We start from the raw sequence: 26,537 nt of genomic DNA on the forward strand, positions 1-26,537 counted from the left end.
ATGAGCATTGGTGACAAACTTGGCTGGGACGACACAGTTCTTCCCTTCCAACTGGACAATTCGGATATTCGGGGCCGTGTTGCGCGCCTAGATGGCGTGCTTGGCGGCATTCTCAAGCAGCATGAGTATCCCCCGGTGGTCGAGGCGCTTGTGGCAGAGATGGCGCTGCTGACCGCGTTGATCGGCCAGACCATCAAGCTGCGCTGGAAGCTGTCGCTGCAGGTGCAGTCGAACGGCCCCGTTCGCATGATCGCGACCGACTATTACGGCCCCACCGAGGATGGCGAACCTGCGCGCGTCCGCGCCTATGCCAGCTATGACGCCGACCGCTTGACGGATGAAGACCCGTTCTCTCAGGTTGGCGAGGGATATTTCGCCATCATGATCGATCAGGGCAAAGGCACGACTCCATACCAAGGGATCACGCCGCTTGCGGGCGGCAGTCTGCGCGCCTGCGCAGAGGCGTATTTTGCGCAGTCCGAGCAAATTCCTACGCGCTTCTCGCTCAGCTTTGGCCGCTCGACCGAGGCGGATGGCCCCGAGCATTGGCGCGCGGGCGGCGTCATGCTTCAGCATATGCCCAAAGCATCTCCTTTCGCCCCGGCGCCCGAGGGCGGGACGGGCGATGGCGGCTTGCTACAGCCAGAGGACGTCGCACCCGATGGCCCCGAGGGCGAGAATTGGGCCCGCGCGAACATCCTGCTCGATACGGTCGACGCGCTCGAACTGATCGGACCCAGCATCGCGCCCACGGATCTGTTGCTGCGGCTCTTTCACGAGGAGGCGCCTCGCGTCTATGATGCACAGGCCGTGCGGTTCGGCTGCACTTGCTCGGAAGAGCGCGTGCGCCAGAGCCTTTCGATCTATTCGTCCAAGGATATCGACACGATGACCACCGACGATGGCCGCGTGACCGCCGATTGCCAATTCTGCGGTGCCCACTACGATCTGGACCCTGCGACGCTGGGCTTTGAGGCGGGCCAAGATACGGGCGACCAAGGCGACGCATGAGCGCGCCTGATCTCATCGCGCAGATCGCTGGGGCGCTGGGCCGGACGGGCGCGGCGACGTCCGATTTTGACCTGAACCCCGAAACGGTTTTGCCAGAAGGGCGCATGTTGCGACCTGCGGGCGTCCTTGTGCCTCTTCTGACCACATCGAATGGGCCGCGCATCTTGCTGACGCAACGCTCCTCTGCGCTCAAGCAGCATCCCGGCCAGATCGCGTTTCCGGGCGGAAAGCAGGATGAGGGCGATGCGGATGTGACAGCCGCCGCCTTGCGCGAGGCGCAGGAGGAAATCGGCTTGGATCCCTCGAACGTCGAGGTGCTGGGTCATCTGCCCGTTCATGAGACGGTGACCGGCTATGTCGTGACGCCCGTCATTGCCCGCGTCCGCGCGCCCTTTACCCCTATCCCTGAGGCGGGCGAGGTTGCCGAGGTGTTCGATGTGCCGTTGCCTCATCTGCTGGACCCAAAAATGTTTCAGATCGAGGGGCGGTACTGGCGCGGCACCTTGCGGCGCTATTACGCCGTGCCTTACGGCCCCTACTATATCTGGGGCGCGACGGCGCGCATGTTGCGCGCTCTGGCGGATGTGGCGGGGCCCTGATGCGAATCGAAGAGGCATGGCTGACAGAGGCGCCACTCGTCACGATCTTCGATGCTTTCGAGGCGGCGGGCCACCGCGTCTATCTGGTCGGCGGCGCCGTGCGCAATGCGCTCCTGGGCGAGCCGGTGGGTGATCTGGACCTCGCGACGGATGCGGTGCCCGAGCAGATGATGCAGTTGGCTGAGGCTGCCGGCATAAAGGCTATCCCAACGGGTATCGGCCACGGGACCGTGACCCTGGTGCTGCAAGGAACGCCGTTCGAAATCACGACATTCCGCCAGGATGTCGAGACGGATGGGCGCCATGCAACCGTCGATTTTACGGATGATATCACACGGGATGCGCGCCGCCGAGATTTCACGATGAACGCGCTCTATGTCGGCGCCGATGGTACAGTGATTGACCCTCTTGGCGGGCTGCCCGATGTGATGGCGCGGCGGGTGAGGTTCATCGAGGATGCGGGAACGCGCATTCGCGAAGATTATCTGCGCATCCTGCGATTCTTTCGTTTTCACGCGCAATATGGCGGCGCGCGGGGCATGGATTCCGATGGGCTCGCCGCCGTGGCGGACAATCTTGATGGTCTTGATGGCCTTGCGCGCGAACGGGTTGGCTCGGAAGTATTGCGCCTTCTGGCGGCACCCGATCCGGCGCCTGCTGTTGCCGCGATGGACAGGGTCGGTGTTCTGACCCGTCTGTTGCCCGGGGCCGACAGCCGTGCGCTGGCGCCGCTGATCCATCTTGAGGCGGAGGCCGGCTCCATCGGGCCGGACTCTGTGCGCCGGCTTGCTGCGCTGGGCGGCGAGGATGCGCAAGGCCATCTGCGTCTCAGCAATGCGGACTCCGCGCGGCTGGACGTCCTCAAGGGCGGGCTTGGCGATATGACGTCGCCTGAAGTGCTGGGCTACCTGAACGGGGCGGAAGCCGCGCGCGATATCCTTCTGCTGCGTGCCGCGATATTCGAGCAGCCGCTTGACCCTGGCGCTTTGGCCGCCGCCAATCATGGCGCGCGTCAGCGTTTTCCCATCGTCGCCGCAGATCTGATGCCCGCCTACCAGGGTGCTGCACTGGGCGCGCGGCTGCGCGCACTTGAAGCACGTTGGATCGCATCTCGTTTCACGCTGGGCCGTGACGATCTACTGGAGGAAAGTGCATGAGCCATCTGATCGAAAGACTGGGCCATCAGGGCGACGGTATCGCCGCAGGGCCGGTCTTTGCCCCCATGACCTTGCCGGGTGAGCGGGTGACGGGCGTGCTCGATGGCCAGCGACTGACCGACATCCGGATCGAAACGCCCAGCGACCGCCGGGTCGCCCCGCCGTGCCGTCATTTCAAGGCCTGCGGTGGATGCCAGTTGCAGCATGCGGATGATGCCTTCGTTGCGCAATTCAAGGAAGACGTAGTGCGAACGGCCTTGGCCGCGCATGGCGTTGATACCGTATTTTTGCCCATAGCGACCTCGCCGGCACAAGCCCGGCGGCGCGCGACCCTGTCGGCGCGGCGCACCAAAAAGGCGGCAATGGCGGGCTTTCATGGCCGTGCATCGGATGTGATCATCGAAATACCCGATTGCCGTCTGCTTCATCCGGATCTGATGCGCGCCATTCCGGTAGCCGAGGCGCTGGCGCAGCATGCCGGCACGCGCAAGGGCACCCTCGATGTTGCAGTGTGCCTGTCGCAGGGCGGGCTGGACGTGAACGTGACGGGCGGTAAGGATCTGGATGGGCCGCTGCGCGCCTTGCTGGCCCAGATGGCCGAGACGCTGGACCTTGCGCGGCTGGCCTGGGAGGGCGAGGTGATCGCGATGCGCCAGGCTCCGCTCCAACGCTTTGGTGCGGCGCTGGTGACGCCCCCGCCCGGCGCCTTTTTGCAAGCCACATCCGAGGGCGAGACCGCATTGCTGGCCGATGTGCAGGACGCGCTGAAAGGTGCGACGCGGATCGTTGACCTGTTTGCCGGATGCGGAACATTCGCCCTGCCGCTTTGCGCCGCCGCGCGGGTGCACGCGGTCGAAGGTGATGCGGCAATGACCGAGGCGATGGATGCAGGCTGGCGGAAGGCCGAAGGGCTCAAGCAGCTGAGCGTAGAGGCGCGCGACCTTTTCCGCCGGCCGCTTTTGCCGGATGAGCTTTCAAAATTCGATGGCGCCGTGATTGACCCACCTCGCGCTGGTGCCGAGGCGCAGATGGCGCAGCTCATTGCGGCACGCGTGCCGCGGATTGCCTATGTGTCATGCAACGCCGTGACTTTCGCGCGGAACGCTGCGGCGGCGATCACTGCTGGCTACCGCCTTGAGGCCGTGCGGGTGGTCGACCAGTTTCGCTGGTCCAGCCATGTCGAACTGGTGGCCCGTCTGACACTGATTTGATGGTCTGCGGCGGTTTTTCCCCTATCTCGGCACCCCGGTTTTAGCGTATCTTGCCTAAAAAAATAAAACCGAGGTGAGCACGTGAAAATTATCAAGTTTCTGGCCGTTACGCTAATGGTCCTTGGCCTTGCGGCCTGCGGATCCAAATTCAAGACGTATAACGGCCCCGAGGTCACGCATGTCGTGGTCAAGAAAACCGAGCGCAAGATGTATCTGCTGCATCATGACCGGGTGCTGGAATCCTATGATTTCGACTTGGGCTTCGCACCCCGCGGCCATAAATACGAGGAAGGCGACGGGCGTACGCCCGAAGGCACTTATCTGATCGACCGACGCAACCCGAATAGCAAGTTTCACCTGTCGATCGGTATTTCCTATCCCAACGCTCTGGACCGGATGCAGGCGCGCGAGCGTGGCAAAAGTCCTGGAGGCGACATTTTCATTCACGGTCTTCCGAACGGGTTCAAAGGCCGCAAAGGTCCGGACTGGACGGCAGGTTGCATCGCCCTGACCAACAAGGAGATCGAATGGGTCTATGCGATGGTCAAGGACGGAACGCCGATCACGCTCTATCCGTGAGGGCAGGGCGTCAGATACGCCGTTTTTGAGTATTTGGAGAACAATGAAAGCGCCGGAGCGGGATGACCGCACCGGCGCTTATTTGTCTCTGGTCGGTGGCTAGGTGTGCCTAGCTGCCCATCACCAAGGTCCACCAGATCTTGCCATTGCTTTCCTGAAGCCAGGAAAAACCCATCTGCCTTGCCTTGGGTGACAGGACGACGTTGCGCGTGCCCGGCTCTTCCATCCACGCCGCCAAGGTCTCGAGTTCGGTCTCGTAGGTTTCCGAGATCGCTTCGCCTACAAGACCGCCAGTGTAGCCAACGCGCTCGATCCGGTCGATCGGAGAAGAGCCGTCAGAGCCGAAATGCCAGGGACGGTTCTGCACTGACATATCGCGCGCATGGGTTGCGGCGGCAGCGTTCAGTTGCGCGTTCAATTCAACGGGCTGGCGGCCGGCGGCGCTGCGCAGCGCATTGACCGAATCGAGCATGCGAAACTGTATCGCCGAGGAGTCGCCCGCGCGGATCCGATAGACCTTCGGCAGCGGCCGGCCATCTGCGCCGATCTGCGGCGCAGGAGGCGGCGGCGGCGCGCAGGCACTGAGGGCAAGCATGGCGGAGACGATGAGGATCAGGATGCGCGACATGGGATGAGACCGTCCATTATTATTGTTTCCTCAATCCCTACAGGGCCGAGCGTGGCGTTTCAAACCCACATGATCGGAACTTTGCCAACCTGCCTTGTTTGAATTGCGACTGCGACTTTCGCGCCATATGCTTTTCCGCATCGCGTTCAGACCGTCCGCCGGAGTGCAAAACATGACCAGAATACCCTTCAAGCCATTGAGCAGGCGTAACTTCATTGCCGGGGCCGCGGCCGCCATTGGCGCCCCCGCGCTGGCACAAAGCACCGGCACGATCGAGATGGAGAGCGACATCACGTCGTCGGTCCGTCGCAACATCTCGAGCTTTCGGTCGATGACATGGCAACCTTATTTCAAGTCGCTGCGCAATGGCGCGGTCCTTGTCGACATCGATTCGCGTGCCTTGCATTTCTGGAGCGAGGATGGCCGCACCTACAAACTATACCCGTCGTCCATCCCATTGTCGGAAGAGTTGACCCGGCGTGGTCGCACAAGCGTGACGCGTAAGGTCGATGGCCCCAGTTGGTCACCGACGCCCAATATGCTGAGACGGAATCCGGAATGGCCGGCCTTCGTGCCGCCTGGGCCGGACAATCCCTTGGGCACACATGCGCTGTATCTGGGGTGGAAGTATTACCGTATCCACGGCACGCACGACACGCGCAAGATCGGGCGTAAATCGTCGAATGGCTGCATCGGACTTTATAACGAGCACATCGCCGAGCTTTTCAGTTTGACCAAAGTGGGCACCCAAGTGTTGCTTATTTGACGATATTTTGGTGCATGCTCATGGGGTTCGATGAAGTTGCAATTGCAATCACGGAAATTTGCTGCTTAGAGAATTGACACGAGGTAAACGTCTTGGGTGCTTGCCGTCACGATGTGTGGCGCACGCTAATTTCTGGAGGATACTATGAAGAAACTCGTTCTCGCCGCTGCTCTGTCCGCTGCTGCTTCCACCGCATTCGCCGGCAACATGGAGCCCCCCGTCATGGAAGCTCCGGTTATCGTCGAAGAGACCAATGCAAGCTCGTCCGCAGCTGGCGTCTGGGTTCCGCTGGTCGTTCTGGCGATCATCGCAGCTGTCATCGCAGCCGACTAAGCAATTCGCGCTGGTCCGCGTTTCGCGGCCATTGCATTGCGACCTGTCTGGTAACAGACACCAAAGGCGCCGTACCTTTCAGGTCCGGCGCCTTTTCGTTTGTCAGGCCGTCTTTTCGTGAACCCAACCTTGCAGGTTTTCGCGGATCACGGAGGTCAGCGCCTCGATATGCGCTGGTCCATCGTTGAGGCAGGGAATGTAGGTGAACTCCTCACCGCCCGCCTCCTCGAAGCTTTCCCGGATCTCTTCGTTGATCTCTTCCAGCGTCTCGATGCAGTCGGCCGAAAAGGCCGGCGCGACGACAGCGATGCGTTTCTTGCCGTCTTCTTTGGCAAGCCGCGCGACCTCTTCGACGGTATAGGGCTTCAACCACTCCTCGGGGCCAAAGACCGACTGGAAGGTCGTGGTGATCTGCGAGTCATCCCAGCCCAGCCGCTCTTTCAGCAGGCGCGTCGTTTTCTGGCATTGGCAATGGTAGGGATCGCCCTGCATCAGGTAGCGCTTGGGCATCCCGTGGTATGACACCACCAGGATTTCGGGGTTGATGTCGTCGGCATATGCCTCGGTGATCGAGCGGGCGAGCGCGTCGATGTATTCGGGGTGATCGCAATAGGGCTCGACCGTGCGCGCGGCAGGCTGACGCGTCTCTTTCATCAGTGCGCGAAAGAACTGATCGTTCGCCGTGGCCGATGTGGCGCCCGCATATTGCGGATAAAGCGGGAAGAAAAGAATGCGGGTGCAACCCGCCTCGGTCATTTCGCGCACTTTCGACTCGGTTGAGGGATTGCCGTAGCGCATGCAGAAATCGACCATGACATCATCGCCATATTCCGCCGTCAGCGCAGCGCTCAGCGCCTCGGTCTGGTCGCGGGTGATCGTCATCAGGGGGCTTTCGCCCTTCTCCTCGTTCCAGATGGATTTGTAGGCAGCGCCGCTGGTGAACGGCCGCTTGGTCAGGATGATCAGCTGCAAGAGCGGCTGCCATTTCCATGGCGCGTAGTCGATCACGCGGCGGTCCGAAAGAAACTCGTTCAGATAGCGGCGCATCGACCAGTAGTCGTAATTGTCGGGCGTTCCCAGATTGGCCAGAAGGATGCCCGTTTTCTCGCGCGGGATATTGGGATGATCCTTGGGCGCGTGAACGGGGCAGGTGGCATCCTTGGCGGGCTCGTTCATGGGAGATCTGTCCTTTTGTGAAATGCGGCGCACGCTTTGACCCTGCACATAAGGGATTGCGCGCGAGGGTCAATCGCGCAGCGGCGTCTCGTCCGTGCCCAGCGCATCCGCGAGACGCGTCTTGGCGGATCCGGGCCGCAGTGGCTGAGGCTGAGAGGCATCGGGCGACCATCCGGTGAGAAAGATCAGATCGTATGTGGCGTTGATCCGTCCGTCATCCGTGCCGAAATTCGCGGCATAGATCTGGCTCGCCCGGTCAAAGAGGGCGCGGCGGGCAAAATGCCGCGGCCTTGCGTGCATTGCGTTGGTCTCGCCCATGGCACGTAGGTCGTGCATCACCGCGTGCATGTTCGCATAGCTGGCGGTCAACGGAACGCTATCGACAACCGGCAACGTCATGCCCGCCCGCTGCAAGAGGCCGCCCAGCTCGCGCACCTCACCGGTGGGGGTAACGCGAGGCGACAGGCCGCCCGACACCTCGGCCTCGGCCTGGGCCAGCGCTGCGCGCAGCTCGTTCAGCGTGGTGCCACCGGGCATGACCCCGAGGAACAGACCATCCGGGCGCAGGGCGCGGCGCGACTGGATCAGTTGGCCAACCGGATCATTCGACCAGTGCATCGACATGGCGTGGATGACCAGATCATGTGCGCCCTCCTCGAGATCGAGCGTATCATCGTCTGGCACGATCTTGGCGTCCTCGACGACGGCCTGCCAATGCTCTGGCCAGCCGGTCACGATGGCGGGCTCAGTAAATGATTTGTTAACCATTTCCAGACGATCCTGCACTTCGGCAATCGCAGCATCGTGCAGGAACCTTGCAGGTGCGCTGGCTCGCGCACGAGCGCGCTGCCGCATTAGCGCGGTGCGGTCTGTCAACGGTGTCGTCATTGGGGATTGGCCTTGCTCATGAGCGTGACATATAAATGAAGGTGTCCCGGTTTCAATCCGCGATCCGCCTGATCTATCCGGCGCGCTGCACCTTTTGCGGGGGTCTGGTGGATAGCGATTTTGGCCTCTGTGGCCCGTGCTGGCGCGATACGCCCTTTATCGCGGGACAGACTTGCCACGCCTGCGGTGTGCCGCTCTTGGCCGGTCCTGACGCGCCGGACGATACTCTGACCTGCGACGATTGCCTGCGCACGCCCCGCCCATGGAGACAGGGACGTGCCGCGCTTGTCTATGGCGGGAACGGCCGCCGTATGGTCCTCAAGCTCAAGCATGGAGATCGTCAGGACATGGCGGGCCCCGCCGCCGTCTGGATGTCACGGGCTGCCAAACCGCTGCTGCGCGCGGACACATTGATTGCCCCGATCCCTTTGCATTGGCTGCGCCTGCTGAAACGGCGCTATAATCAATCGGTCCTGCTGGCCCGCGCCCTTGCCGCCGAGGTAGAGCGGCCCATGTGCCCCGATCTGCTGATCCGGCCCCGTGCGACGCCGTCACTGGGCGGCATGGGCCGTGACGCGCGTCATGCCACGATGGAGGGTACGATCCGCATGCATCCGAAAAGGCATCAACGGGTGAAGGGGCGGCATGTCCTTTTGGTTGATGATGTGATGACGTCGGGCGCGACCCTTTCGGCGGCGACGCATGCCTGTCTTGCGGCAGGCGCGGCGGGTGTCGATATTCTGGTACTGGCGCGCGCGGCCAAGGATACCTAAATTCAGGGCCAAACCCTGAATAGAAGGAGCGCCCCCATGGCCGCCGTCGACATCTACACCTCGCCCCTATGCGGCTTTTGCACCGCCGCCAAGCGTCTCTTGTCGCAGAAAGGCGTCAACTTCTCCGAGATCGACATCGCCCGTCAGCCCGAGCGCCGCGCCGAGATGACGCAGCGTGCGAATGGCGGGCGCACGGTGCCACAGATCTTCGTCGGCGAGGTTCATGTCGGCGGCTGTGACGATCTCTTCGCGCTGGAGCGGGCGGGCAAGCTGGACGCACTTCTGGCGGCATGAAGGCCGCGCTGATCCAGCTGTGCAGTGGTGACGACCCCGCCGCGAACTTGGAGCAGACCTTGCCGCTGATCGAGGCGGCGGCGGATGCCGGCGCGATGTTCATTCTGACGCCGGAGGTCACCAACTGCGTGTCGTCCAGCCGCGCGCGCCAGCAGCAGGTCTTGCAGCGCGAGGGCGAGGACATGACCCTCGCCGCGCTGCGCGACCTTGCGACCCGGCGCAAGGTCTGGCTGCTGATCGGCTCCCTCGCGCTCAAGACCGGAGACGCTGATGGCCGCTTTGCCAACCGGTCCTTTCTGATTGCGCCGGATGGCCGCATCGCCGCGCGATACGACAAGATTCATATGTTCGATGTTCAGATCAGCGACAGCGAAAGCTATCGCGAGTCCGCGGGCTACCGTCCCGGGGATCGGGCTGTGTTGGCGCGGACGCCGCTGGGCGTGATTGGCATGACCATCTGCTACGATGTTCGGTTTCCGCATCTTTATCGAAACCTCGCTCAGAAAGGCGCGCAGATCCTCACGGTGCCCTCGGCTTTCTCACCGGTCACAGGCGCGGCACATTGGCACATGCTGCTGCGCGCCCGCGCGATCGAAACCGGCGCTTTTGTGCTAGCGCCAGCCCAGACCGGAACCCATGCTGCCTTTCAGGGCGCGCCGCGCCGCACCTACGGTCATAGTCTGGCGGTCGCGCCTTGGGGCGAGGTTCTTGCCGATGGCGGAGACGGCACCGGGGTATTTTACGTTGATTTGGACATGACCGAGGTGGCACAAGCGCGCCAGCGCATTCCCGCGCTTGTGCATGATGCAGAATTCGGCGGCCCCTGATGGAAGACACGCCCACCAACGCCCTCGCCGTCGCGCTTTTCAGCGAGATCCTGACGAACGATCAGTTGATCCGCAATCAGCTGAGCCGCGTTCTGCCCAAGGGCATGGAAGTGTCGCATTTCTCAGTCCTCAATCACCTGGCGCGGGCGGGAGTAGAGCGTAGCCCGGCGGAGCTGGCCAAGAACTTCCACGTCACACGCGGCGCCATGACCAACACCTTGCACAAGCTGGAATGGGCCGGATATGTCCACATCCGCCCCGATTGGGACGATGCCCGGCGCAAGCTGGTGTCGATCAGTCCCGTTGGCCGCACGGCGCGGGACGCTGCCGTCGCCTCGATCACCCCGCTGATTTCAGAGGTGGTGACAGAATTGGGCGAGGCGCCGGTGCGCGCGGCTTTGCCTGTCCTTCGCAGCCTGCGCGCCCGGCTTGAGCCGGAATAGGGTCAGCCTGGCTTGCGGCTCGCCGTCACGTAATTGCAGCTCAGATCCCGGTCCGAGATCGACCAGCTCCAGCTGATCGGATTAAAGACAAATCCCTTGCGGTCCACAGGCTCCAGCCCGGCCTGCGTCAGCAGATCATACAGCTCGTCCGGCGTGATGAACTTGTTCCAGTCATGCGTGCCCTTTGGCAGCCAACGCATCACATGCTCGGCTCCGATGATGGCCATGATGTAGCTTTTTGGATTGCGGTTCAGGGTCGAGCAGATCTGAAGCCCGCCCGGTTTCAACAGATCGCGGCAAGCGGTCAGGTAGGCCAGTGGATCGCTGACATGCTCGACCACTTCCATATTCAGCACGGCATCGAACTCTTCGCCCGCCTCGGCCATCGCCTCGGCGGTGGTGTGGCGGTAGTCGATTTCGAGGCCCGATTTCTCGGCGTGCAGCCGTGCAACGGGGATGTTCCGCTCGGCCGCGTCGGCGCCGACGACATCGGCGCCAAGGCGCGCTATCGGCTCGGCCAGAAGGCCGCCGCCGCAACCGATATCGAGGATGCGCAGGCCTTTGAAAGGCGCATCACCCTCAAGGTCGCGCTCGAACTCGGCGGCGATCTGCTGCGTGATGTAATCGAGGCGACACGGGTTCATCATGTGCAGCGGTTTGAATTTTCCGGTGGGGTCCCACCACTCCTCTGCCATGGCCTGAAACTTGGCCACTTCGGCGTCGTCTATCGTCGATGCTGACCTTTGCATTCTGCTCTCCGTGTGTTCATCTGGTTCACGCGATAACATAGGGCGGTCATGGATAAAATCTCGGGACCAAAAAGCGCAGTGCAGTATCTTTATCCCCCGGTCGAGCCCTTCGATCGCCGCATGCTGGACGTGGGCGACGGCCACGAGGTCTATGTCGAGCAGTCGGGCAAGCCCGATGGTGTGCCGGTCATCGTGTTTCACGGTGGTCCGGGTGGTGGGTGCAGCCCGGCGATGCGCCGTTATTTCGACCCCGAGACCTATCGCATCATCCTCTTTGATCAGCGCGGCTGTGGCCGGTCCAAGCCGCACGCCTCGGTCGAGGCCAACACGACTTGGCACCTGGTGGATGATATCGAGCTGATCCGCACGACGCTGGGCATCGACCGATGGATCGTCTTCGGCGGCAGCTGGGGCGCGACGCTGGCGCTGATCTACGGGATCACCCATCCCGGCCGCTGTCTGCATCTGGTACTGCGCGGCGTATTCACAATGACGCAGGCCGAGCTTGACTGGTTCTATGGCGGCGGCGCGGGCCGGTTCTGGCCCGAGACATGGGCACGGTTCGAGAATCTCATCCCCGAGGATGAGCGCGACGACATGATCGCCGCGTATCACCGGCGTCTTTTTTCGGGAGATCACCATACCGAGGTGCTGCACGCCAAGGCGTGGAGCGGATGGGAAAACGCGCTGGCCACCGTTCGCTCGACCGGGGTGGGGGGCGACAGCCCCGCCGACTACGCTCGCGCTTTTGCCCGGCTCGAGAATCACTATTTCATCAATGCCGGCTTTCTCGAACATGACGGCTGGATCATGGACAATATCGACCGCCTGCGCCTCGTGCCCGGCACAATTGTCCAGGGCCGCTATGACATGATCTGCCCACCTGCGACAGCCTACGCGCTGTCAAATGCCTGGCATGGCTGCCGCTTGCATATGATCCCCGTCGCTGGCCACGCCCTCAGCGAGCCGGGACTCAGTGGCGAGCTGGTGCGGGTGATGGACAGGCTCAGGCGCGGATGATCGCGCGGCGCGCGCCATCCCCCTTGCATCCCACCGCACCTCTCGCTATATGACTTTCAACAGCGGCGCGCCTCGGGTCCACACCAAGGCAACCCACCGGAAATCGTGACGGGCCGCGCGCCCGTTTTTTTGTGCTTGAACGAGACTGACCAGAGACCGATGAACAACGACCTTATCGCCAAAGCCGCCATCGACCGCCGCATGGCCGAGATCATCACCCCGGTGATCGAGGATCTTGGGCTGGAACTGGTGCGCGTGCGTCTGATGGGCGGCAAGTATCACACGCTGCAGATCATGGTCGACCGGCCCGATGGCGGTATCGAGGTGGATGAATGTGCCGCCGTATCGACGGCTGTCAGCGCCACGCTGGATGTCGAGGATCCGTTGACCGATGCCTATACGCTTGAAGTCAGCAGCCCGGGGATCGACCGCCCGTTGACGCGGCTCAAGGACTTTGAGGCATTCGAAGGCTATGAGGCCAAGATCGAGACGAATGATCTGATCGACGGGCGCAAGCGCTTTAAGGGCATGCTGGCCGGGATCGAGGGCACCGAGGTGCTGATCAATGTCGAAGAGGGCGGCGAGACAGTGACCATCGGGCTGGAATTCGACTGGCTGGCCGATGCCAAACTGGTCCTGACCGATGAGCTGATCCGCGAAATGCTGCGCCAGCGCAAGGCGGCAGGCACTGCCAATGACGGCACGATGAACGAAAACGAATTTGACGAAATCCAGACTGATACCGGTTCTGAGGAGGACTGAAATCCATGGCAATCACATCCGCAAACCAGCTTGAGCTGCTCCAGACAGCCGAGGCGGTCGCCCGCGAAAAGATGATCGACCCCGGTCTGGTGGTCGAGGCGATGGAAGAATCGCTCAGCCGTGCGGCCAAGTCGCGCTATGGCGCCGAGATGGACATTCGCGTCAGCATCGACCGCAAGACCGGCCGCGCGACATTCACTCGCGTGCGCACCGTGGTTGAGGATGACGCCGTCGAGAATTACCAGGCCGAGTTCACCGTCGAGCAGGCCAAGCAGTATCTGGACGATCCAAAGGTGGGCGACGAGTTCATCGAGGAAGTCCCTCCTGTCGAGATGGGCCGCATCGCCGCGCAATCGGCCAAGCAGGTGATCCTGCAGAAAGTTCGCGAAGCCGAGCGCGACCGCCAGTTCGAGGAATTCAAGGACCGCGCCGGGACCATCATCAACGGTCTCGTCAAGCGCGAAGAATACGGCAACGTCATCGTCGATGTGGGCCGTGGCGAGGCGATCCTGCGCCGCAACGAGAAGATCGGCCGCGAGGCGTATCGCCCCAATGATCGCATCCGCTGCTACATCAAGGATGTGCGCCGCGAGCAGCGCGGCCCGCAGATCTTCCTGTCGCGCACCGCGCCCGAGTTCATGGCCGAGCTCTTCAAGATGGAAGTGCCCGAGATCTATGACGGCATCATCGAGATCAAGGCTGTGGCCCGCGATCCCGGCAGCCGTGCCAAGATCGCCGTCATCTCCTACGACAACTCGATCGACCCCGTCGGCGCCTGCGTCGGCATGCGCGGCAGCCGCGTTCAGGCCGTCGTGAACGAGCTTCAGGGCGAAAAGATCGACATCATTCCGTGGAATGATGACCAGCCGACGTTCCTCGTGAACGCCCTGCAGCCCGCTGAGGTCTCGAAGGTGGTTCTCGACGAGGAGGCCGGCAAGATCGACGTGGTCGTGCCCGAGGATCAGCTGAGCCTCGCCATCGGCCGCCGCGGCCAGAACGTGCGTCTGGCCAGCCAGCTGACCGGCCTCGATATCGACATCATGACCGAGGCCGAGGATAGCGAGCGCCGCCAGAAAGAATTTGAAGAGCGTACCGGCCTCTTCATGGCCGCACTGGACCTGGATGAGTTCTTTGCCCAGCTTCTGGTCTCGGAAGGTTTCACCAACCTCGAAGAGGTCGCCTATGTCGAGCTGGACGAGCTTCTGGTGATCGACGGTGTCGACGAAGATACCGCTGGCGAGTTGCAGGCCCGCGCCCGCGATATCCTGGAGGCGAAGGCCAAGGAGGCGCTGGACAAGGCGCGCGAGTTGGGCGTCGAGGACAGCCTGGTTGAATTCGAGGGCCTCACACCCCAAATGGTGCTGGCGTTGGCCGAGGATGGCGTCAAGACGCTGGAAGATTTTGCAACCTGTGCCGACTGGGAACTGGCCGGTGGCTGGACCGTGCAGGATGGCGAACGCATCAAGGATGATGGCCTTCTGGAGCCCTTTGACGTGTCGCTTGAGGAAGCGCAGGACATGGTAATGACGGCCCGTGTTCTGCTGGGTTGGGTCGATCCCACAGAATTGGACGGCGCCGCCGATGAAGACCCGGCAGAAGAGGAGGCCGAGGCCTGATCGCAGGCCTCGGAATGCACCTGATGGGACGCGGCGGGCAACCCAAAGACCGGGAAGACGGTCCAGAGCGTAAGTGCATCGCCACGGGCGAGGTGCAACCAAAACACGGGTTGATCCGTTTTGTCATCGGCCCAGAGGGTCAAGTGGCGCCGGATTTGATGGAAAAACTGCCGGGCCGGGGCATTTGGGTGGCCGCTGATCGGGCTGCATTGGACAAGGCGGCTGCGAAGGGATTGTTCTCCCGCGCTGCCAAACAGCCGGTTCAGGTGCCAGAGGGTCTGACCGACTGGGTCGAAAATCTGCTCGCGCAGCGGGTCGTCAACCTGATCAGCCTGGCGCGCAAGGGTGGCCGCGCCGTATCCGGCTATGAGAAGGTCAAGGCGAGCCTCGACAAGGAAGAGGCCGAAGTATTGATACAGGCCAGCGACGGGTCCGAGCGGGGGAAGTCCAAGCTCAGCACGCCGCATTTCGGCACTTTCATCGGTTGGCTAACCGCCGATGAGCTGGGCCAGGCCTTTGGGCGTCAAACCACGATCCATGCGGCACTGGCCGCTGGCGGTTTGACGCAACGTGTTGTAGAGGAAGCGGCAAGGCTCAAGGGCCTGCGCGTTTCGGACGATGGCAGCGGCCATCGGAAAGGAAAGAAGACCAGATGAGCGACGAAGGCGGAAAGAAGACATTGGGTGTTCGTGGTGGTCCTCGCGGGGGCAGTGTGAAGCAGAGCTTCAGCCATGGCCGGACCAAGAATGTCGTGGTGGAAACCAAGCGCAAACGCGTTGTCGTGCCCAAGCCGGGTGCTGGCAATCTCGCGGGCGCTGGCAAACCTGCGCCGGTCAGCGATCCATCCAAGCGCCCGGCCGGCATTTCTGATGCCGAGATGGAGCGCCGGATGAAAGCGCTTCAGGCGGCCAAAGCCCGTGAGGGCGAGGATGCCGCGCGCCGTGAGGCTGAGGAGAAAGAACGCGAAGAAGAGCGCATGCGCCGCCGCGAAGAGGCCGAGGCCAAAGAGCGCGAAGAGCAGGAGCGCATTGAGGCTCTCAAAGCCAAGGAAGAAGAGGACGAGCGCCAGCGCCGTGCCGTCGCCGACGCGGCCAAGGAGGCTGCGGCCCCCACGTCCGAACCCGAAGGCGCCCGCACAGCGCCCCGCGGTGCTGCCCCTTCGAGCGCGCCGCGCAAGAGCCAAGACCGCGACAGCGAGCAAAAGCGGCCCGCCAAGGGCAAGGGCATGGGTGATGACAATCGCCGCTCGGGCAAGCTGACGCTGAACCAGGCCCTTTCAGGTGGCGAAGGTGGCCGCCAGAAATCCATGGCCGCGATGAAGCGCAAGCAGGAGCGCGCCCGCCAAAAGGCGATGGGCGGCACCCAAGAGCGTGAAAAGATCATTCGTGACGTGCAGCTGCCGGAAACCATCGTGGTCGCAGAGCTGGCGCAGCGGATGGCCGAGCGTGTCGGCGATGTCGTGAAGGCGCTGATGCAAAACGATATGATGGTCACGCAGAATCAAGCGATCGACGCGGATACTGCCGAACTTATCATTGAGGAATTCGGCCACCGTGTCGTGCGCGTCTCGGACGCAGATGTGGAGGACGTGATCGCAAAGGTCGATGACAAGGACGAAGACATGAAGCCGCGGCCCCCGGTCGTGACGATCATGGGCCATGTCGACCACGGCAAGACCTCGCTTCTGGACGCGATCCGCAACGCAAAGGTTCAGTCTGGCGAGGCGGGCGGCATCACGCAGCATATCGGCGCGTATCAGGTCAAGACGGCCAACGGGTCGGTTCTGTCCTTCCTGGACACGCCGGGTCACGCAGCCTTTACGTCGATGCGGGCGCGCGGTGCGCATGTGACAGACATTGTCGTACTGGTTGTAGCGGCCGACGACGCGGTCATGCCGCAGACCATCGAGGCGATCAATCACGCCAAGGCCGCCAATGTCCCGATGATCATCGCGATCAACAAGATCGACAAGCATGAGGCCAACCCGCAAAAGGTGCGCACGGATCTCTTGCAGCACGAGGTCGTCGTCGAGGCGATGTCGGGCGATGTGCAGGATGTCGAGGTAAGCGCCAAGAGCGGTAAGGGTCTTGATGAGCTTTTGGAGGCGATCGCGCTGCAGGCCGAGATCCTCGAACTGAAAGCGAACCCGAATCGGGCCGCCGAAGGTGCCGTGATCGAGGCACAGCTGGACGTTGGCCGCGGCCCGGTCGCAACCGTTCTAATCCAGAAAGGCACGCTGCGTCGGGGCGATATCTTTGTCGTCGGCGAGCAATACGGCAAGGTCCGTGCACTGATCAACGACCATGGCGACCGCGTGAACGAAGCGGGTCCGTCTGTTCCCGTCGAGGTTCTGGGCATCAACGGCACGCCTCAGGCGGGCGACGTTCTGAACGTTGTCAGCACCGAGGCGCAGGCCCGCGAGATCGCCGAGTACCGTGCCAACGCCGCCAAGGAGAAGCGTGCAGCAGCCGGCGCAGCTGTCACGCTTGACCAGATGATGGCGCAGGCCAAGCAGAACGAAAACGTTTCTGAGCTGCCCATTCTCGTCAAAGCGGACGTGCAGGGCAGTGCCGAAGCGATCACGCAGGCGATGGAAAAGATCGGTAACGACGAGGTCCGCGTGCGCGTGCTGCATTCAGGCGTTGGCGCCATCACCGAGAGCGATATCGGCCTTGCCGAAGCGTCGGGTGCCCCCGTGATCGGTTTCAACGTCCGGGCAAACGCGCCCGCACGCCAGAGCGCGAACCAGAAGGGTGTGGAGATCCGCTATTACTCGGTGATCTACGACCTGGTCGATGACATCAAAGCAGCCGCATCGGGCCTGTTGGGCGCCGAAATCCGCGAGAAATTCATCGGTTACGCCAAGATCAAGGAAGTCTTCAAGGTTACGGGCGTCGGCAAAGTTGCCGGGTGCCTTGTCACCGAAGGCTTGGCACGCCGTTCGGCCGGTGTGCGCCTTCTGCGCGACGATGTGGTCATCCACGAAGGCACGCTCAAGACGCTCAAACGCTTCAAGGACGAAGTGCCCGAGGTCCAGTCCGGTCAGGAGTGCGGCATGGCATTCGAGCGGTATGAGGACATTCGCGAAGGCGACGTCATCGAGATTTTCGAGCGTGAAGAGATCGTTCGGACGTTGGACTGAACCCTTCGGATCAAGACATCCGTGCTGAACACAGAAAAAGGGCGCTCCACCGGAGCGCCTTTTTTTTCACGTGTGATCGTAGTGGCGTAGCGGTGGATCAGGACACCGGCAGCCCGGTATAGACCTTGTCGCCATCCGCAATCTGAATGCGTCCATCGGGTAGGCTCCGCACGAAAATGCCTTGGATCAATACGCACGTACCTAGTTTGATTGTTCTGAACATATCATCCCCCCAGATGTTATCTAAAACCGCATGCAAGCCCAGTCAGACCATTCGGTAGAAACATGATAACGCAACTTTAACGATCTGGAAGACTGTATTGTCGCCAATATGGAGAAAATTTATCCGGCGTCGGGCCTTTTACAGCCAATCGCGCAGGATAGGGATCAGGGGAATATCGGCTGGCGGCATGGGATAGTCGCGCAATTGATTTGGTCGCACCCATTTGAGTGACTGCCCCTCAAGTCCCTGAACGATGCCGTTCCATTTCCGGCAGGCAAAGAGTGGCATGAGCAGATGGAAGTCATCATAGCTGTGGCTGGCAAACGTCAGCGGAGCCAGACAACTGGCCCAGGTGTCGATACCAAGCTCCTCGTGCAATTCGCGGATCAGTGCGGCCTCGGGTGTTTCGTCCGGCTCAACCTTGCCGCCCGGAAACTCCCATAAACCCGCCATAGATTTACCCTCGGGCCGCTGCGCCAGCAAAACGCGGCCATCCACGTCGATCAACGCGACAGCCGAGACGAGGACGACGTTCATGAGCGGTAATCGGCGTTGATGTCGATATAGCCATGCGTCAGATCGCAGGTCCAGACACGCGCGGTGCCGCCGCCGAGGCCGAGATCGACGTGGATGATCAGTTCCTGCCCTTTCATGTAGGCAGCGGCGAGATCCTCGTCATACGCGGGGCTGACCCAGCCATTTTCGGCAACCTTGATATCGCCGAACCAGATGGACAGCGTGTCGCGATCCGCACGCGCGCCGGACTTGCCGACGGCCATAACGACGCGGCCCCAATTGGGATCCTCGCCAGCGATGGCGGTCTTTACCAGCGGCGAATTGGCGATGGATTTGGCGTGGCGATGCGCGTCGGCGTCGCTTGCGGCCCCGGTGACCGATATTTCAACCAGTTTGGTCGCGCCTTCGCCATCGCGCACGACCTGTTGCGCAAGGTCCAGCATCACGCGGCGCAGACCCTCCATGAAACCGATGGAATGTTCGGTGATCTGGACACCCGAGGCGCCCGTTGCGCCGACCAGTAATGTGTCCGACGTCGATGTGTCGCTGTCGACGGTGATGCAGTTGAATGTCGTCCGGTTGAGGGCCGACACCAAAGATTGCAGCACCGGCTGCGGAACGGCGGCATCGGTGAAAATGTAGACCAGCATCGTGCCCATATCAGGCTCGATCATGCCCGAGCCTTTTGCGATACCCGCGATGCGCACGGTCTTGCCGTCTATCTCGATCTCGGTGGCCGACCCCTTTGGAAAGGTGTCCGTCGTCATGATCGCCCGGGCGGCATCGGCGATGCCATCCGCGCTGAGCGCCGATTTCAGATCGTCCAACACGGCGACGACACGCTCGTGCTTCATCGGCTCGCCGATAACCCCGGTCGAAGAGGAAAATACCCGGTGGACGGGCAGGGCCAGCGTGTCGGCCACTGCGCCCGTCACGGCGCGCACGGATTCCACCCCGCGCGCGCCGGTAAAGGCATTTGAATTGCCGGAGTTGACAATAATGGCCGCGCCCTCATCCCCGTCGCGCCCGATCTTGGACTGGCAGTCCAGCACCGGGGCCGACCGGGTGGCCGAGCGGGTGAACACCCCCGCAACCGTGCTGCCCGGCGCCAGATGCGCCAACATCACATCGGTGCGCCCCTGATAGCGCACACCGGCGGCGATACTGGCAAAGCGCACCCCCTCGATCACCGGAAGATCGGGGAAAGAGGCGGGCGCCAACGGCGAGACGGAGGTGATCTTGGCCACGTGCGTTTACTCTTCCAGAAGGTCGAGCTGATTCAGCACGGCAGGGTCCAGAGCATCGCCAGCTTCGCGGTCGATTTCACCGCTTTCCTGAAGCTCGGTCACGCGCTCTTCGATCGCCTGCTGGCGAAGCGCCTCGACGATTTCATCACGCACCTGCTCAAGCTCGGGCGCGTCTTGCGTGCGGGTCTCGATCAGCTTGATCACATGCCAGCCGAACTGGGTCTGGACCGGATCACTGATGGCGCCCGCTTCCATGCCTTCGACGGCCTCCTGAAACGGCTCGACCATCATGCCTTCGCTGAACCATCCCAGCGCACCACCCGAGGGGCCTGAAGGGCCAGTGGAGTGCTCTTCGGCCAGCGCGGCGAAATCGGTATCACCGCGCGCCTCTTCGGCCAAGGCCTGCGCTTCTTCTTCGGTTTCGACCAGAATATGCGCCGCATTGTATTCTGTCGCGGGCTCGGCATTGCCGTAATTCTCGTCGAAATAGGTCTGGATGGCCTCATCGCTGACGGCCGTTTCGGCAATCGCGGCCATTTCTTCGGACGCGATCAGCGCGCGGCGCTCGTTTTCCAGCGCAAGGGCCGAGCGGCGGGGCAGCTCGCCCTCATAGGCATCGGCCAGCAGCGTCTGCTGGATCAGTTGGTCGAGAATGCCGGGAAAAAGGACATCGGCGGGGACTTGCTGAAACTGCTGGGGCAAGCCCGCACGCAGGATCAGCATGTGACCCAGTGTGATCTCGGTGCCGTCAACGGTGGCGACAACGGTGTCGGCGGTCGGCGCGTCCTCGCTGGCTGTGTCCTGGGCATAGACCGGCGCTGTGCCGAGTGCCCCCATCAGCATCGCGCAGGTGGCAATCGGTTTGATACGGTCGAGCATTAGGTGTTCCTTCATAGTTATCGTCGGCAGAAGCCGCGCAGGGTGCGCAGCGTTGACACTAGAACAGCGGGCGCTTACATCGCCTTTGAATACAGGCATATCCCGCTGATACCCCGCCCGAGATAGGGGTGCAATGCAAACGGGACAAGGCATTGCCGAACACGAAGAAATCACTGAACGGGAACGGATTGCACATGCTGGGTTTAGGAACGGTCGCCCGTAAGGTTTTCGGCACGGCGAACGACCGCAAGGTCAAGGCCACGCGCCCCCTGATCGACAAGATCAATGCGCTGGAGCCCGAGATCGAGGCGCTGGACGACGCAGGCATTATTGCCAAGACCGATGATTTGCGTGCCCGCATCAAGGCGGGCGAGAATATTGACGCGCTCCTGCCCGAAGCCTTCGCCAACTGCCGCGAGGCTGCGCGCCGCGCGCTGGGCCTGCGGGCCTTCGATGTGCAGCTCATGGGCGGGATCTTTCTGCACCAGGGCAACATATCCGAGATGAAGACCGGCGAGGGCAAGACGCTGGTTGCGACCTTTCCCGCCTACCTCAATGCACTCAGCGGCGAGGGTGTCCATATCGTCACCGTCAACGATTACCTGGCCAAGCGTGACGCAGAATGGATGAGCGCCGTGTTCGGTGCGCTGGGTATGACCACAGGCGTCGTCTATCCCAACCAGCCCGAGGACGAGAAGCAGCGCGCCTATGCCTGTGACGTGACCTACGCGACGAACAATGAGCTGGGCTTCGACTATCTGCGCGACAACATGAAATCCGAGCTGACCCAAATGAGCCAGCGCGGCCATCACTATGCGATCGTGGACGAGGTCGACAGCATCCTGATCGACGAGGCGCGTACGCCCTTGATCATTTCTGGCCCGGCGCAGGATCGCAGCGATCTTTATATCGCCATCGACAAGCTGATCCCCGAGCTCAAGGAAGAGCATTACAAGATCGACGAAAAGACCCGCGGTGTCAGTTTTACCGACGAAGGCAATGAATTCCTGGAAACGCTGCTGGTCGAGCGCGAAGTCCTGCCCGAGGATCAATCGCTCTACGATCCCGAAAGCACGACGATCGTCCACCATGTCAACCAGGCGCTGCGCGCGCACAAGCTGTTTCAGAAGGACAAGGATTACATCGTCCGCGACAAGGAAATCGTCCTGATCGACGAATTCACCGGCCGCATGATGTCGGGCCGCCGCCTGTCGGACGGTCTGCACCAGGCAATCGAGGCCAAGGAAGGCGCGGATATTCAGCCCGAGAACGTGACGCTGGCACAGGTCACGTTCCAGAACTACTTCCGCCTCTATGACAAGCTGTCGGGCATGACCGGCACCGCCATGACCGAGGCGGATGAATTCGCCGAGATCTACGGCCTGGGCGTTGTAGCGGTGCCCACCAACCGGCCCATCGCGCGGATCGACAAGGATGATGCGGTATTCCGCACCACGGCCGAGAAATACAAGGCCGTCGTCGAGGAGATCAAGGAAGCGAATGCCAAGGGTCAGCCAACGCTGGTCGGCACCACTTCCATCGAGAAATCCGAGATGATCAGCCAGCTCCTGACGGACGCGGGCATCACGCATAACGTTCTGAACGCGCGCCAGCATGAAAAAGAGGCGCAGATCGTCGGCGACGCGGGCAAGCTGGGCGCCGTGACCATTGCGACCAACATGGCGGGGCGCGGCACGGACATCAAACTTGGCGGCAATGTCGACATGCAGATCATGCAGGCGATTGCCGCCGACCCGGAAGGTGATCCCGCCGAAATCCGCGCCCGGATCGAGGCGGAGCATGCCGCCGACGAGCAGGCGGTCAAGGACGCGGGCGGTCTTTTTGTCCTCGCGACCGAGCGGCACGAGAGCCGCCGCATCGACAACCAGCTGCGCGGCCGTTCGGGCCGTCAGGGCGATCCGGGCCAATCCTCGTTCTTCCTGTCGCTGGACGATGATCTGATGCGCATCTTCGGATCCGAGCGGCTGGAAAAGGTGCTGTCGGGTCTCGGCATGAAAGAGGACGAGGCGATCATCCACCCTTGGGTGAACAAGTCGCTGGAGCGCGCGCAGGCCAAGGTCGAGGGGCGCAACTTCGACATCCGCAAGCAGCTGCTCAAGTTCGACGACGTGATGAACGAGCAGCGCAAGGTGATCTTCAAGCAGCGGCTCGACATCATGCGCGCCGATGATCTCAGCGATATCGTCAAGGACATGCGTGGCGAGGTGATCGACGATCTGGTCGATCAATACATGCCGCCCAAGACCTACGCCGATCAGTGGGACATGGAGGGCATGCACGCCGCCATCCTCGAACAGCTCAACATGGATCTGCCCGTTCAGGCCTGGGCGGACGAAGAGGGCGTCGACGACGAGGATATCAGCGAGCGCATCGAGAAGCACGCGAACGAGATGATGGCGAAAAAGGCTGTGGCCTTTGGCGCGAACAACATGCGGATGATCGAAAAGCAGCTTCTGCTTCAGACCATCGATGCCAAGTGGCGCGAGCATCTGCTGACACTTGAACATCTGCGCAGTGTCGTCGGGTTCCGAGGCTACGCGCAACGCGATCCGCTGAACGAATACAAGAACGAGGCGTTTTCCCTTTTCGAGTCGATGCTGGACAGCTTGCGTCAGGACGTGACCCAAAAGCTGAGTCAGGTTCAGCCCGTGTCTGAGGCGGATCAGCAGGCGCTCTTGCAAAAGATGATGAAGGAGCGTGCCGCGCTGGAGGCGCAGACATCGGCAGGAACGCCCCAGGAGGATGGCCGCGACACCGCCACCCGTCCCGCCGAGGCCGCGCGCGAGGGCTTCGATGAAAATGATCCCGCCACTTGGGGCAATCCCAGCCGCAACACGGCCTGCCCCTGCGGATCCGGCGAAAAGTTCAAGCATTGCCATGGCCGCATCGCCTGATCGTTAACACTCGACGTTTGTGTCTTCGGGCCGCCACGCTGCGGCCCGAATGACTCCGCGCCCATGCCACACCGGCGCCCCTTTCGCTTGATACCGATTCTGCACGGCCCGAATTTTTTCAGCTGTGTGGAGATACGTGATGCAAAAGCTCAAGATGATCGCAATGGGATGTGGGACGCTGGCCTTGGCGCTGGGCGCTGGCCATTTCATGCAATCCCGTCAAGCCGCTGTACCCGTTGCGCAAGATGGCGGGACCTCACAGCTGGCTGGGCAATCTGGCGACATCATGGGAACCAGACAAAGCGGGGCTGTGCAGCTCTCGTCAATCACGCTGACGGCCGCGTCGCCCGAATTGCCGGCCACGGCGCCCACGCCCGATGTCTTGCCGCAACCCCCCGCGATCCGCGAAGCGGCGTTGAATGATGCGTCCGCTACGACGGTGGCGGACGCCCTTCCAACGGAAGAGCCTGCGCCCAGCCTCAGCTGCGACTACACACTGCGCGCCGATGTTGCGCCGGGGGCGATGGTGGCGCTGTCACTGGATGCACCCTGTGCGCCGGGCGAGCGGTTTACCATGCATCACAATGGCATGATGTTCACCCAAGTGACCGATGATGGCGGCCATGCCAGCATGTTGGTGCCCGCGCTGGCCCGGAATGCCTCCTTCATCGCGGCGTTCAGCAATGGTGACGGCGCCGTGGCGAATGCCGAGGTCGAGAGCCTCGATATCTATCAACGCGTTGCCGTTCAGTGGCAGGGCGAGACAGGCGTGCAGCTGCACGCGCTGGAATTTGGTGCCGATTATGGCGGCGAGGGCCATGTCTGGTCTGGCGCGGCGCGCGATGTCGCGGCGGCCGCGGGCGGCGACTTGGGCTTTCTGACACGGCTGGGCGACGCGGGTCAGCCCGATGCGTTGATGGCCGAGGTTTATACCTTCCCCAGTCAGCTTGCCGGACGCGACGGTGACATCGCCCTGCAGGTCGAGGCCGAGGTGACAGACGTGAACTGCAACACCGATATCGAGACCCAGGCCCTGCAAATGCAGGCCGGCGGCGCCCTCAAAGTTCAGGACGTCGTGCTGATGATGCCCGAATGTGATGCGGTCGGAGATTTTCTGGTGTTGAAAAATCTGTTGAATGACCTCACGATCGCCCGCAACTGATACGCAGGCCGATCCGAGGGCAGAGTAATGCAACATCTACGTGCGGCGAGTTTCGCCGCACTTTTTCCTTGTCTGTTGGCCCTGTTAGCCGGATCGCCAGTGGCCGCGCAGGACGTGACCCTCACATCACGCGACGGCGACGTCACAATTGCGGGCGACCTTCTGGGTTTTGACGGAGAATTCTATCGCGTCGATACGATCTACGGCGAATTGACCGTTGATGGCTCAGGTGTTCTCTGCGAGGGCCCGGGGTGCCCCAATCTGAATGCCTATGTGGCCGAAGCGACCCTGTCGGGCGCGCCCACAATGGGCCGCGTCCTGATGCCCGCCCTGATTGAGGCGTTCGCGCTGCGTCAGGGACTGGAATTATCGCGAGAAAATACCTCCGATATCGCGTTCACCTACACGCTGTCCGATCCTGAGGCCGATGAGGCACGCGGACGCTTTCATATTCGGCTGACCAACACCGACGAAGGCTTTGCCGATCTGCTGGCGGGCGAGGCTGACATGGTCATGTCCTTGCGCGAGGTCACCCGCGCCGAGGCGATCCGTGGCCGAGAGATCGGTCTTGGCGATTTGCGCGATGCACGCCGCAGCCGCGTTCTGGCCCTCGATGCGCTGGTGCCGCTGGTCTCGGCGGGCAATCCGGTGACGCAGATCACCACGCCCGAGCTGGCGCAGGTTTTGTCGGGTGAGATCACGGACTGGACCCCGCTTGGCGGCGCCGATGCGCCCATTGCCGTCCATCTTCACGACAGCACGACCGGCTTGGGGCAGGCGACCGAGCGGCAGATGCTACGCGGTGGTGCGACCGGCTTTGCCGGGGATGCGCGCCGCCATTTGAACGGAGAGTCGCTGTCCGGCGCCGTGGCGCAGGATCCCTTTGCCATTGGTGTCGGCAGCCGGTCGCAAAAGGGCCTGACCTTCGAGCTTGCTTTGACGGGTGATTGCGGTTTCGGCATGACGGCCACGCGCCGCGCTGTCAAAACCGAGGATTATCCACTGACCGCGCCCATGTTCCTTTACTTGCCCGCGCGCCGCCTGCCAAAGATGATGCGCGAATTTCTGGCCTTCACCCGCGAGCCTGCGGCGCAGTTGGTGGTCCGCCGCGCAGGATTTGTTGACCAGCTGCCAGAAGAAATCGCCATCGACGATCAGGGCGATCGGTTTGCCAATGCGGTCTTGCGCGCGGGCGAAGATGTGAGCCTCGAAGATCTGCAGCGCATGGTGCGCTTGCTCAGCCCGCTGAAGCGGCTGACGACGACCTTCCGGTTTGAGCCGGGCTCGACCAGGCTGGACGCGCAATCGCGCGCAAATGTCGAGAGCCTGGCGCGCGCGTTGGAAAGCGGGTTCTACGACGGGCGCCAACTGGTTTTCGTGGGGTTCTCGGATGGCGAGGGTCCGGCCAGTGCCAACCAGAAGATCGCGCTGCGGCGCGCCGATACGGTCAAGGAGGCAGTGATCCGCATGGCCGAAACGGCCCAACTGGATCGCATGAGCCTTGAGACCGAGGCATTTGGCGAGGCGATGCCGATGGCCTGCGATGACAGTGAATGGGGCCGCAGGGCCAATCGGCGGGTCGAGATCTGGATGCGCTGATCCGGTCGCGGCGCTCTTGGCG

At 62.2% G+C, this 26,537-nt stretch carries 26 protein-coding genes; 19 read left to right on the forward strand and 7 right to left on the reverse strand.

The annotated features are described in order from the left end of the window. From hslO to BW975_RS01370, 5 genes are all read left to right on the forward strand, one after another. Complete coding sequence (hslO, locus tag BW975_RS01350) at positions 1-1,011, forward strand: Hsp33 family molecular chaperone HslO (protein WP_076530301.1); 1,011 nt, start codon at positions 1-3, stop codon at positions 1,009-1,011. Next, entirely contained in the window at positions 1,008-1,610 is a 603-nt protein-coding gene (locus tag BW975_RS01355; RefSeq protein ID WP_076530303.1) for a CoA pyrophosphatase, read from the forward strand. Before hslO ends, BW975_RS01355 begins: the two co-directional genes overlap by 4 nt. Beyond that, positions 1,610-2,767 carry a CCA tRNA nucleotidyltransferase gene (locus BW975_RS01360; RefSeq protein WP_076530305.1) on the forward strand — a complete coding sequence of 386 codons (1,158 nt, stop codon included), beginning with the start codon at positions 1,610-1,612 and terminating at the stop codon, positions 2,765-2,767. The genes BW975_RS01355 and BW975_RS01360 overlap by 1 nt, the downstream gene beginning before the upstream one ends. After that, the gene (locus BW975_RS01365; RefSeq protein WP_076530307.1) at positions 2,764-3,978 is read left to right on the forward strand and encodes a class I SAM-dependent RNA methyltransferase; all 1,215 of its coding nucleotides are present in this window, start codon (positions 2,764-2,766) and stop codon (positions 3,976-3,978) included. Before BW975_RS01360 ends, BW975_RS01365 begins: the two co-directional genes overlap by 4 nt. A gap of 114 nt (positions 3,979-4,092) precedes the next feature. Further along, entirely contained in the window at positions 4,093-4,557 is a 465-nt protein-coding gene (locus BW975_RS01370; protein WP_076530308.1) for a L,D-transpeptidase family protein, read from the forward strand. 109 nt (positions 4,558-4,666) lie between these two features. On the opposite strand, the gene dalA is transcribed toward BW975_RS01370, so the two are convergent. Then, entirely contained in the window at positions 4,667-5,185 is a 519-nt protein-coding gene (gene dalA / locus BW975_RS01375; protein WP_076530310.1) for a divisome-associated lipoprotein DalA, read from the reverse strand. Positions 5,186-5,357: 172 nt separating this feature from the next. Here dalA and BW975_RS01380 point away from each other — a divergent pair, with 172 nt between their 5' ends. Together BW975_RS01380 and BW975_RS01385 are read left to right on the forward strand one after the other, a co-directional pair. Next, positions 5,358-5,951 (forward strand): L,D-transpeptidase, encoded by a 594-nt coding sequence (locus BW975_RS01380; protein ID WP_076530312.1) that lies wholly within the window; start codon positions 5,358-5,360, stop codon positions 5,949-5,951. Between the two features lie 144 nt (positions 5,952-6,095). After that, positions 6,096-6,284 (forward strand): hypothetical protein, encoded by a 189-nt coding sequence (locus BW975_RS01385; RefSeq protein WP_076530314.1) that lies wholly within the window; start codon positions 6,096-6,098, stop codon positions 6,282-6,284. A gap of 102 nt (positions 6,285-6,386) precedes the next feature. On the opposite strand, the gene hemH is transcribed toward BW975_RS01385, so the two are convergent. Both hemH and BW975_RS01395 read right to left on the reverse strand, forming a co-directional pair. After that, on the reverse strand, positions 6,387-7,460 hold the full coding sequence (gene hemH, locus BW975_RS01390; protein ID WP_076530316.1) for a ferrochelatase: 1,074 nt from the start codon (positions 7,458-7,460) through the stop codon (positions 6,387-6,389). Between the two features lie 69 nt (positions 7,461-7,529). Further along, positions 7,530-8,348: a class I SAM-dependent methyltransferase gene (locus BW975_RS01395; RefSeq protein ID WP_076530318.1), complete on the reverse strand. Its 819-nt coding sequence runs from the start codon at positions 8,346-8,348 to the stop codon at positions 7,530-7,532. Between the two features lie 35 nt (positions 8,349-8,383). On the opposite strand from BW975_RS01395, the gene BW975_RS01400 reads away from it, so the two are divergent. The 4 genes from BW975_RS01400 to BW975_RS01415 are packed head-to-tail and all read left to right on the forward strand — an operon-like array spanning position 8,384 to position 10,685. Next, entirely contained in the window at positions 8,384-9,121 is a 738-nt protein-coding gene (locus tag BW975_RS01400) for a ComF family protein (RefSeq protein WP_076530320.1), read from the forward strand. Between the two features lie 36 nt (positions 9,122-9,157). Beyond that, on the forward strand, positions 9,158-9,415 hold the full coding sequence (gene grxC, locus BW975_RS01405) for a glutaredoxin 3 (RefSeq protein WP_076530321.1): 258 nt from the start codon (positions 9,158-9,160) through the stop codon (positions 9,413-9,415). Next, on the forward strand, positions 9,412-10,242 hold the full coding sequence (locus BW975_RS01410) for a carbon-nitrogen hydrolase family protein (RefSeq protein WP_076530323.1): 831 nt from the start codon (positions 9,412-9,414) through the stop codon (positions 10,240-10,242). The genes grxC and BW975_RS01410 overlap by 4 nt, the downstream gene beginning before the upstream one ends. Then, the gene (locus BW975_RS01415) at positions 10,242-10,685 is read left to right on the forward strand and encodes a MarR family winged helix-turn-helix transcriptional regulator (protein WP_076530325.1); all 444 of its coding nucleotides are present in this window, start codon (positions 10,242-10,244) and stop codon (positions 10,683-10,685) included. Before BW975_RS01410 ends, BW975_RS01415 begins: the two co-directional genes overlap by 1 nt. A 2-nt stretch (positions 10,686-10,687) precedes the next feature. Here the strand turns inward: BW975_RS01415 and ubiG are convergent, their stop codons facing one another. Next, complete coding sequence (ubiG, locus tag BW975_RS01420; RefSeq protein WP_076530327.1) at positions 10,688-11,434, reverse strand: bifunctional 2-polyprenyl-6-hydroxyphenol methylase/3-demethylubiquinol 3-O-methyltransferase UbiG; 747 nt, start codon at positions 11,432-11,434, stop codon at positions 10,688-10,690. A 48-nt stretch (positions 11,435-11,482) separates the two neighbouring features. Between ubiG and pip the strand changes: the two genes are divergently transcribed. The 5 genes from pip (at position 11,483) to infB (ending at position 17,974) form a co-directional block, all read left to right on the forward strand. Next, positions 11,483-12,454 (forward strand): prolyl aminopeptidase, encoded by a 972-nt coding sequence (gene pip, locus BW975_RS01425; RefSeq protein ID WP_076530329.1) that lies wholly within the window; start codon positions 11,483-11,485, stop codon positions 12,452-12,454. A 159-nt stretch (positions 12,455-12,613) separates the two neighbouring features. Beyond that, complete coding sequence (rimP, locus tag BW975_RS01430; protein WP_076530331.1) at positions 12,614-13,216, forward strand: ribosome maturation factor RimP; 603 nt, start codon at positions 12,614-12,616, stop codon at positions 13,214-13,216. Between the two features lie 5 nt (positions 13,217-13,221). After that, positions 13,222-14,832, forward strand: a complete 1,611-nt coding sequence (gene nusA, locus BW975_RS01435; RefSeq protein WP_076530334.1) for a transcription termination factor NusA — start codon at positions 13,222-13,224, stop codon at positions 14,830-14,832. A 23-nt stretch (positions 14,833-14,855) separates the two neighbouring features. Continuing rightward, positions 14,856-15,488 carry an RNA-binding protein gene (locus BW975_RS01440; protein ID WP_076533269.1) on the forward strand — a complete coding sequence of 211 codons (633 nt, stop codon included), beginning with the start codon at positions 14,856-14,858 and terminating at the stop codon, positions 15,486-15,488. Beyond that, positions 15,485-17,974: a translation initiation factor IF-2 gene (gene infB, locus BW975_RS01445; protein WP_076530337.1), complete on the forward strand. Its 2,490-nt coding sequence runs from the start codon at positions 15,485-15,487 to the stop codon at positions 17,972-17,974. Before BW975_RS01440 ends, infB begins: the two co-directional genes overlap by 4 nt. Positions 17,975-18,335: 361 nt before the next feature. On the opposite strand, the gene BW975_RS01450 is transcribed toward infB, so the two are convergent. From BW975_RS01450 to BW975_RS01460, 3 genes are read right to left on the reverse strand one after another with little or no spacing between them, the layout of a single operon-like run. Further along, positions 18,336-18,734 carry a (deoxy)nucleoside triphosphate pyrophosphohydrolase gene (locus tag BW975_RS01450; RefSeq protein WP_076530339.1) on the reverse strand — a complete coding sequence of 133 codons (399 nt, stop codon included), beginning with the start codon at positions 18,732-18,734 and terminating at the stop codon, positions 18,336-18,338. Beyond that, positions 18,731-19,960: a bifunctional glutamate N-acetyltransferase/amino-acid acetyltransferase ArgJ gene (gene argJ, locus BW975_RS01455; protein WP_076530341.1), complete on the reverse strand. Its 1,230-nt coding sequence runs from the start codon at positions 19,958-19,960 to the stop codon at positions 18,731-18,733. Before argJ ends, BW975_RS01450 begins: the two co-directional genes overlap by 4 nt. Positions 19,961-19,966: 6 nt before the next feature. Further along, positions 19,967-20,839, reverse strand: a complete 873-nt coding sequence (locus BW975_RS01460; protein ID WP_076530343.1) for a peptidylprolyl isomerase — start codon at positions 20,837-20,839, stop codon at positions 19,967-19,969. A gap of 194 nt (positions 20,840-21,033) precedes the next feature. On the opposite strand from BW975_RS01460, the gene secA reads away from it, so the two are divergent. The 3 genes from secA (at position 21,034) to BW975_RS01475 (ending at position 26,515) form a co-directional block, all read left to right on the forward strand. Further along, positions 21,034-23,754: a preprotein translocase subunit SecA gene (gene secA / locus BW975_RS01465; RefSeq protein WP_076530345.1), complete on the forward strand. Its 2,721-nt coding sequence runs from the start codon at positions 21,034-21,036 to the stop codon at positions 23,752-23,754. A gap of 139 nt (positions 23,755-23,893) precedes the next feature. Next, positions 23,894-24,916: a hypothetical protein gene (locus tag BW975_RS01470; protein WP_076530347.1), complete on the forward strand. Its 1,023-nt coding sequence runs from the start codon at positions 23,894-23,896 to the stop codon at positions 24,914-24,916. A 27-nt stretch (positions 24,917-24,943) separates the two neighbouring features. After that, entirely contained in the window at positions 24,944-26,515 is a 1,572-nt protein-coding gene (locus tag BW975_RS01475; RefSeq protein WP_076530349.1) for a substrate-binding domain-containing protein, read from the forward strand. Positions 26,516-26,537: the final 22 nt, after the last annotated feature.

The organism is Roseovarius nanhaiticus (genome assembly GCF_900156535.1).
Taxonomy (GTDB): Bacteria; Pseudomonadota; Alphaproteobacteria; order Rhodobacterales; family Rhodobacteraceae; genus Roseovarius; species Roseovarius nanhaiticus.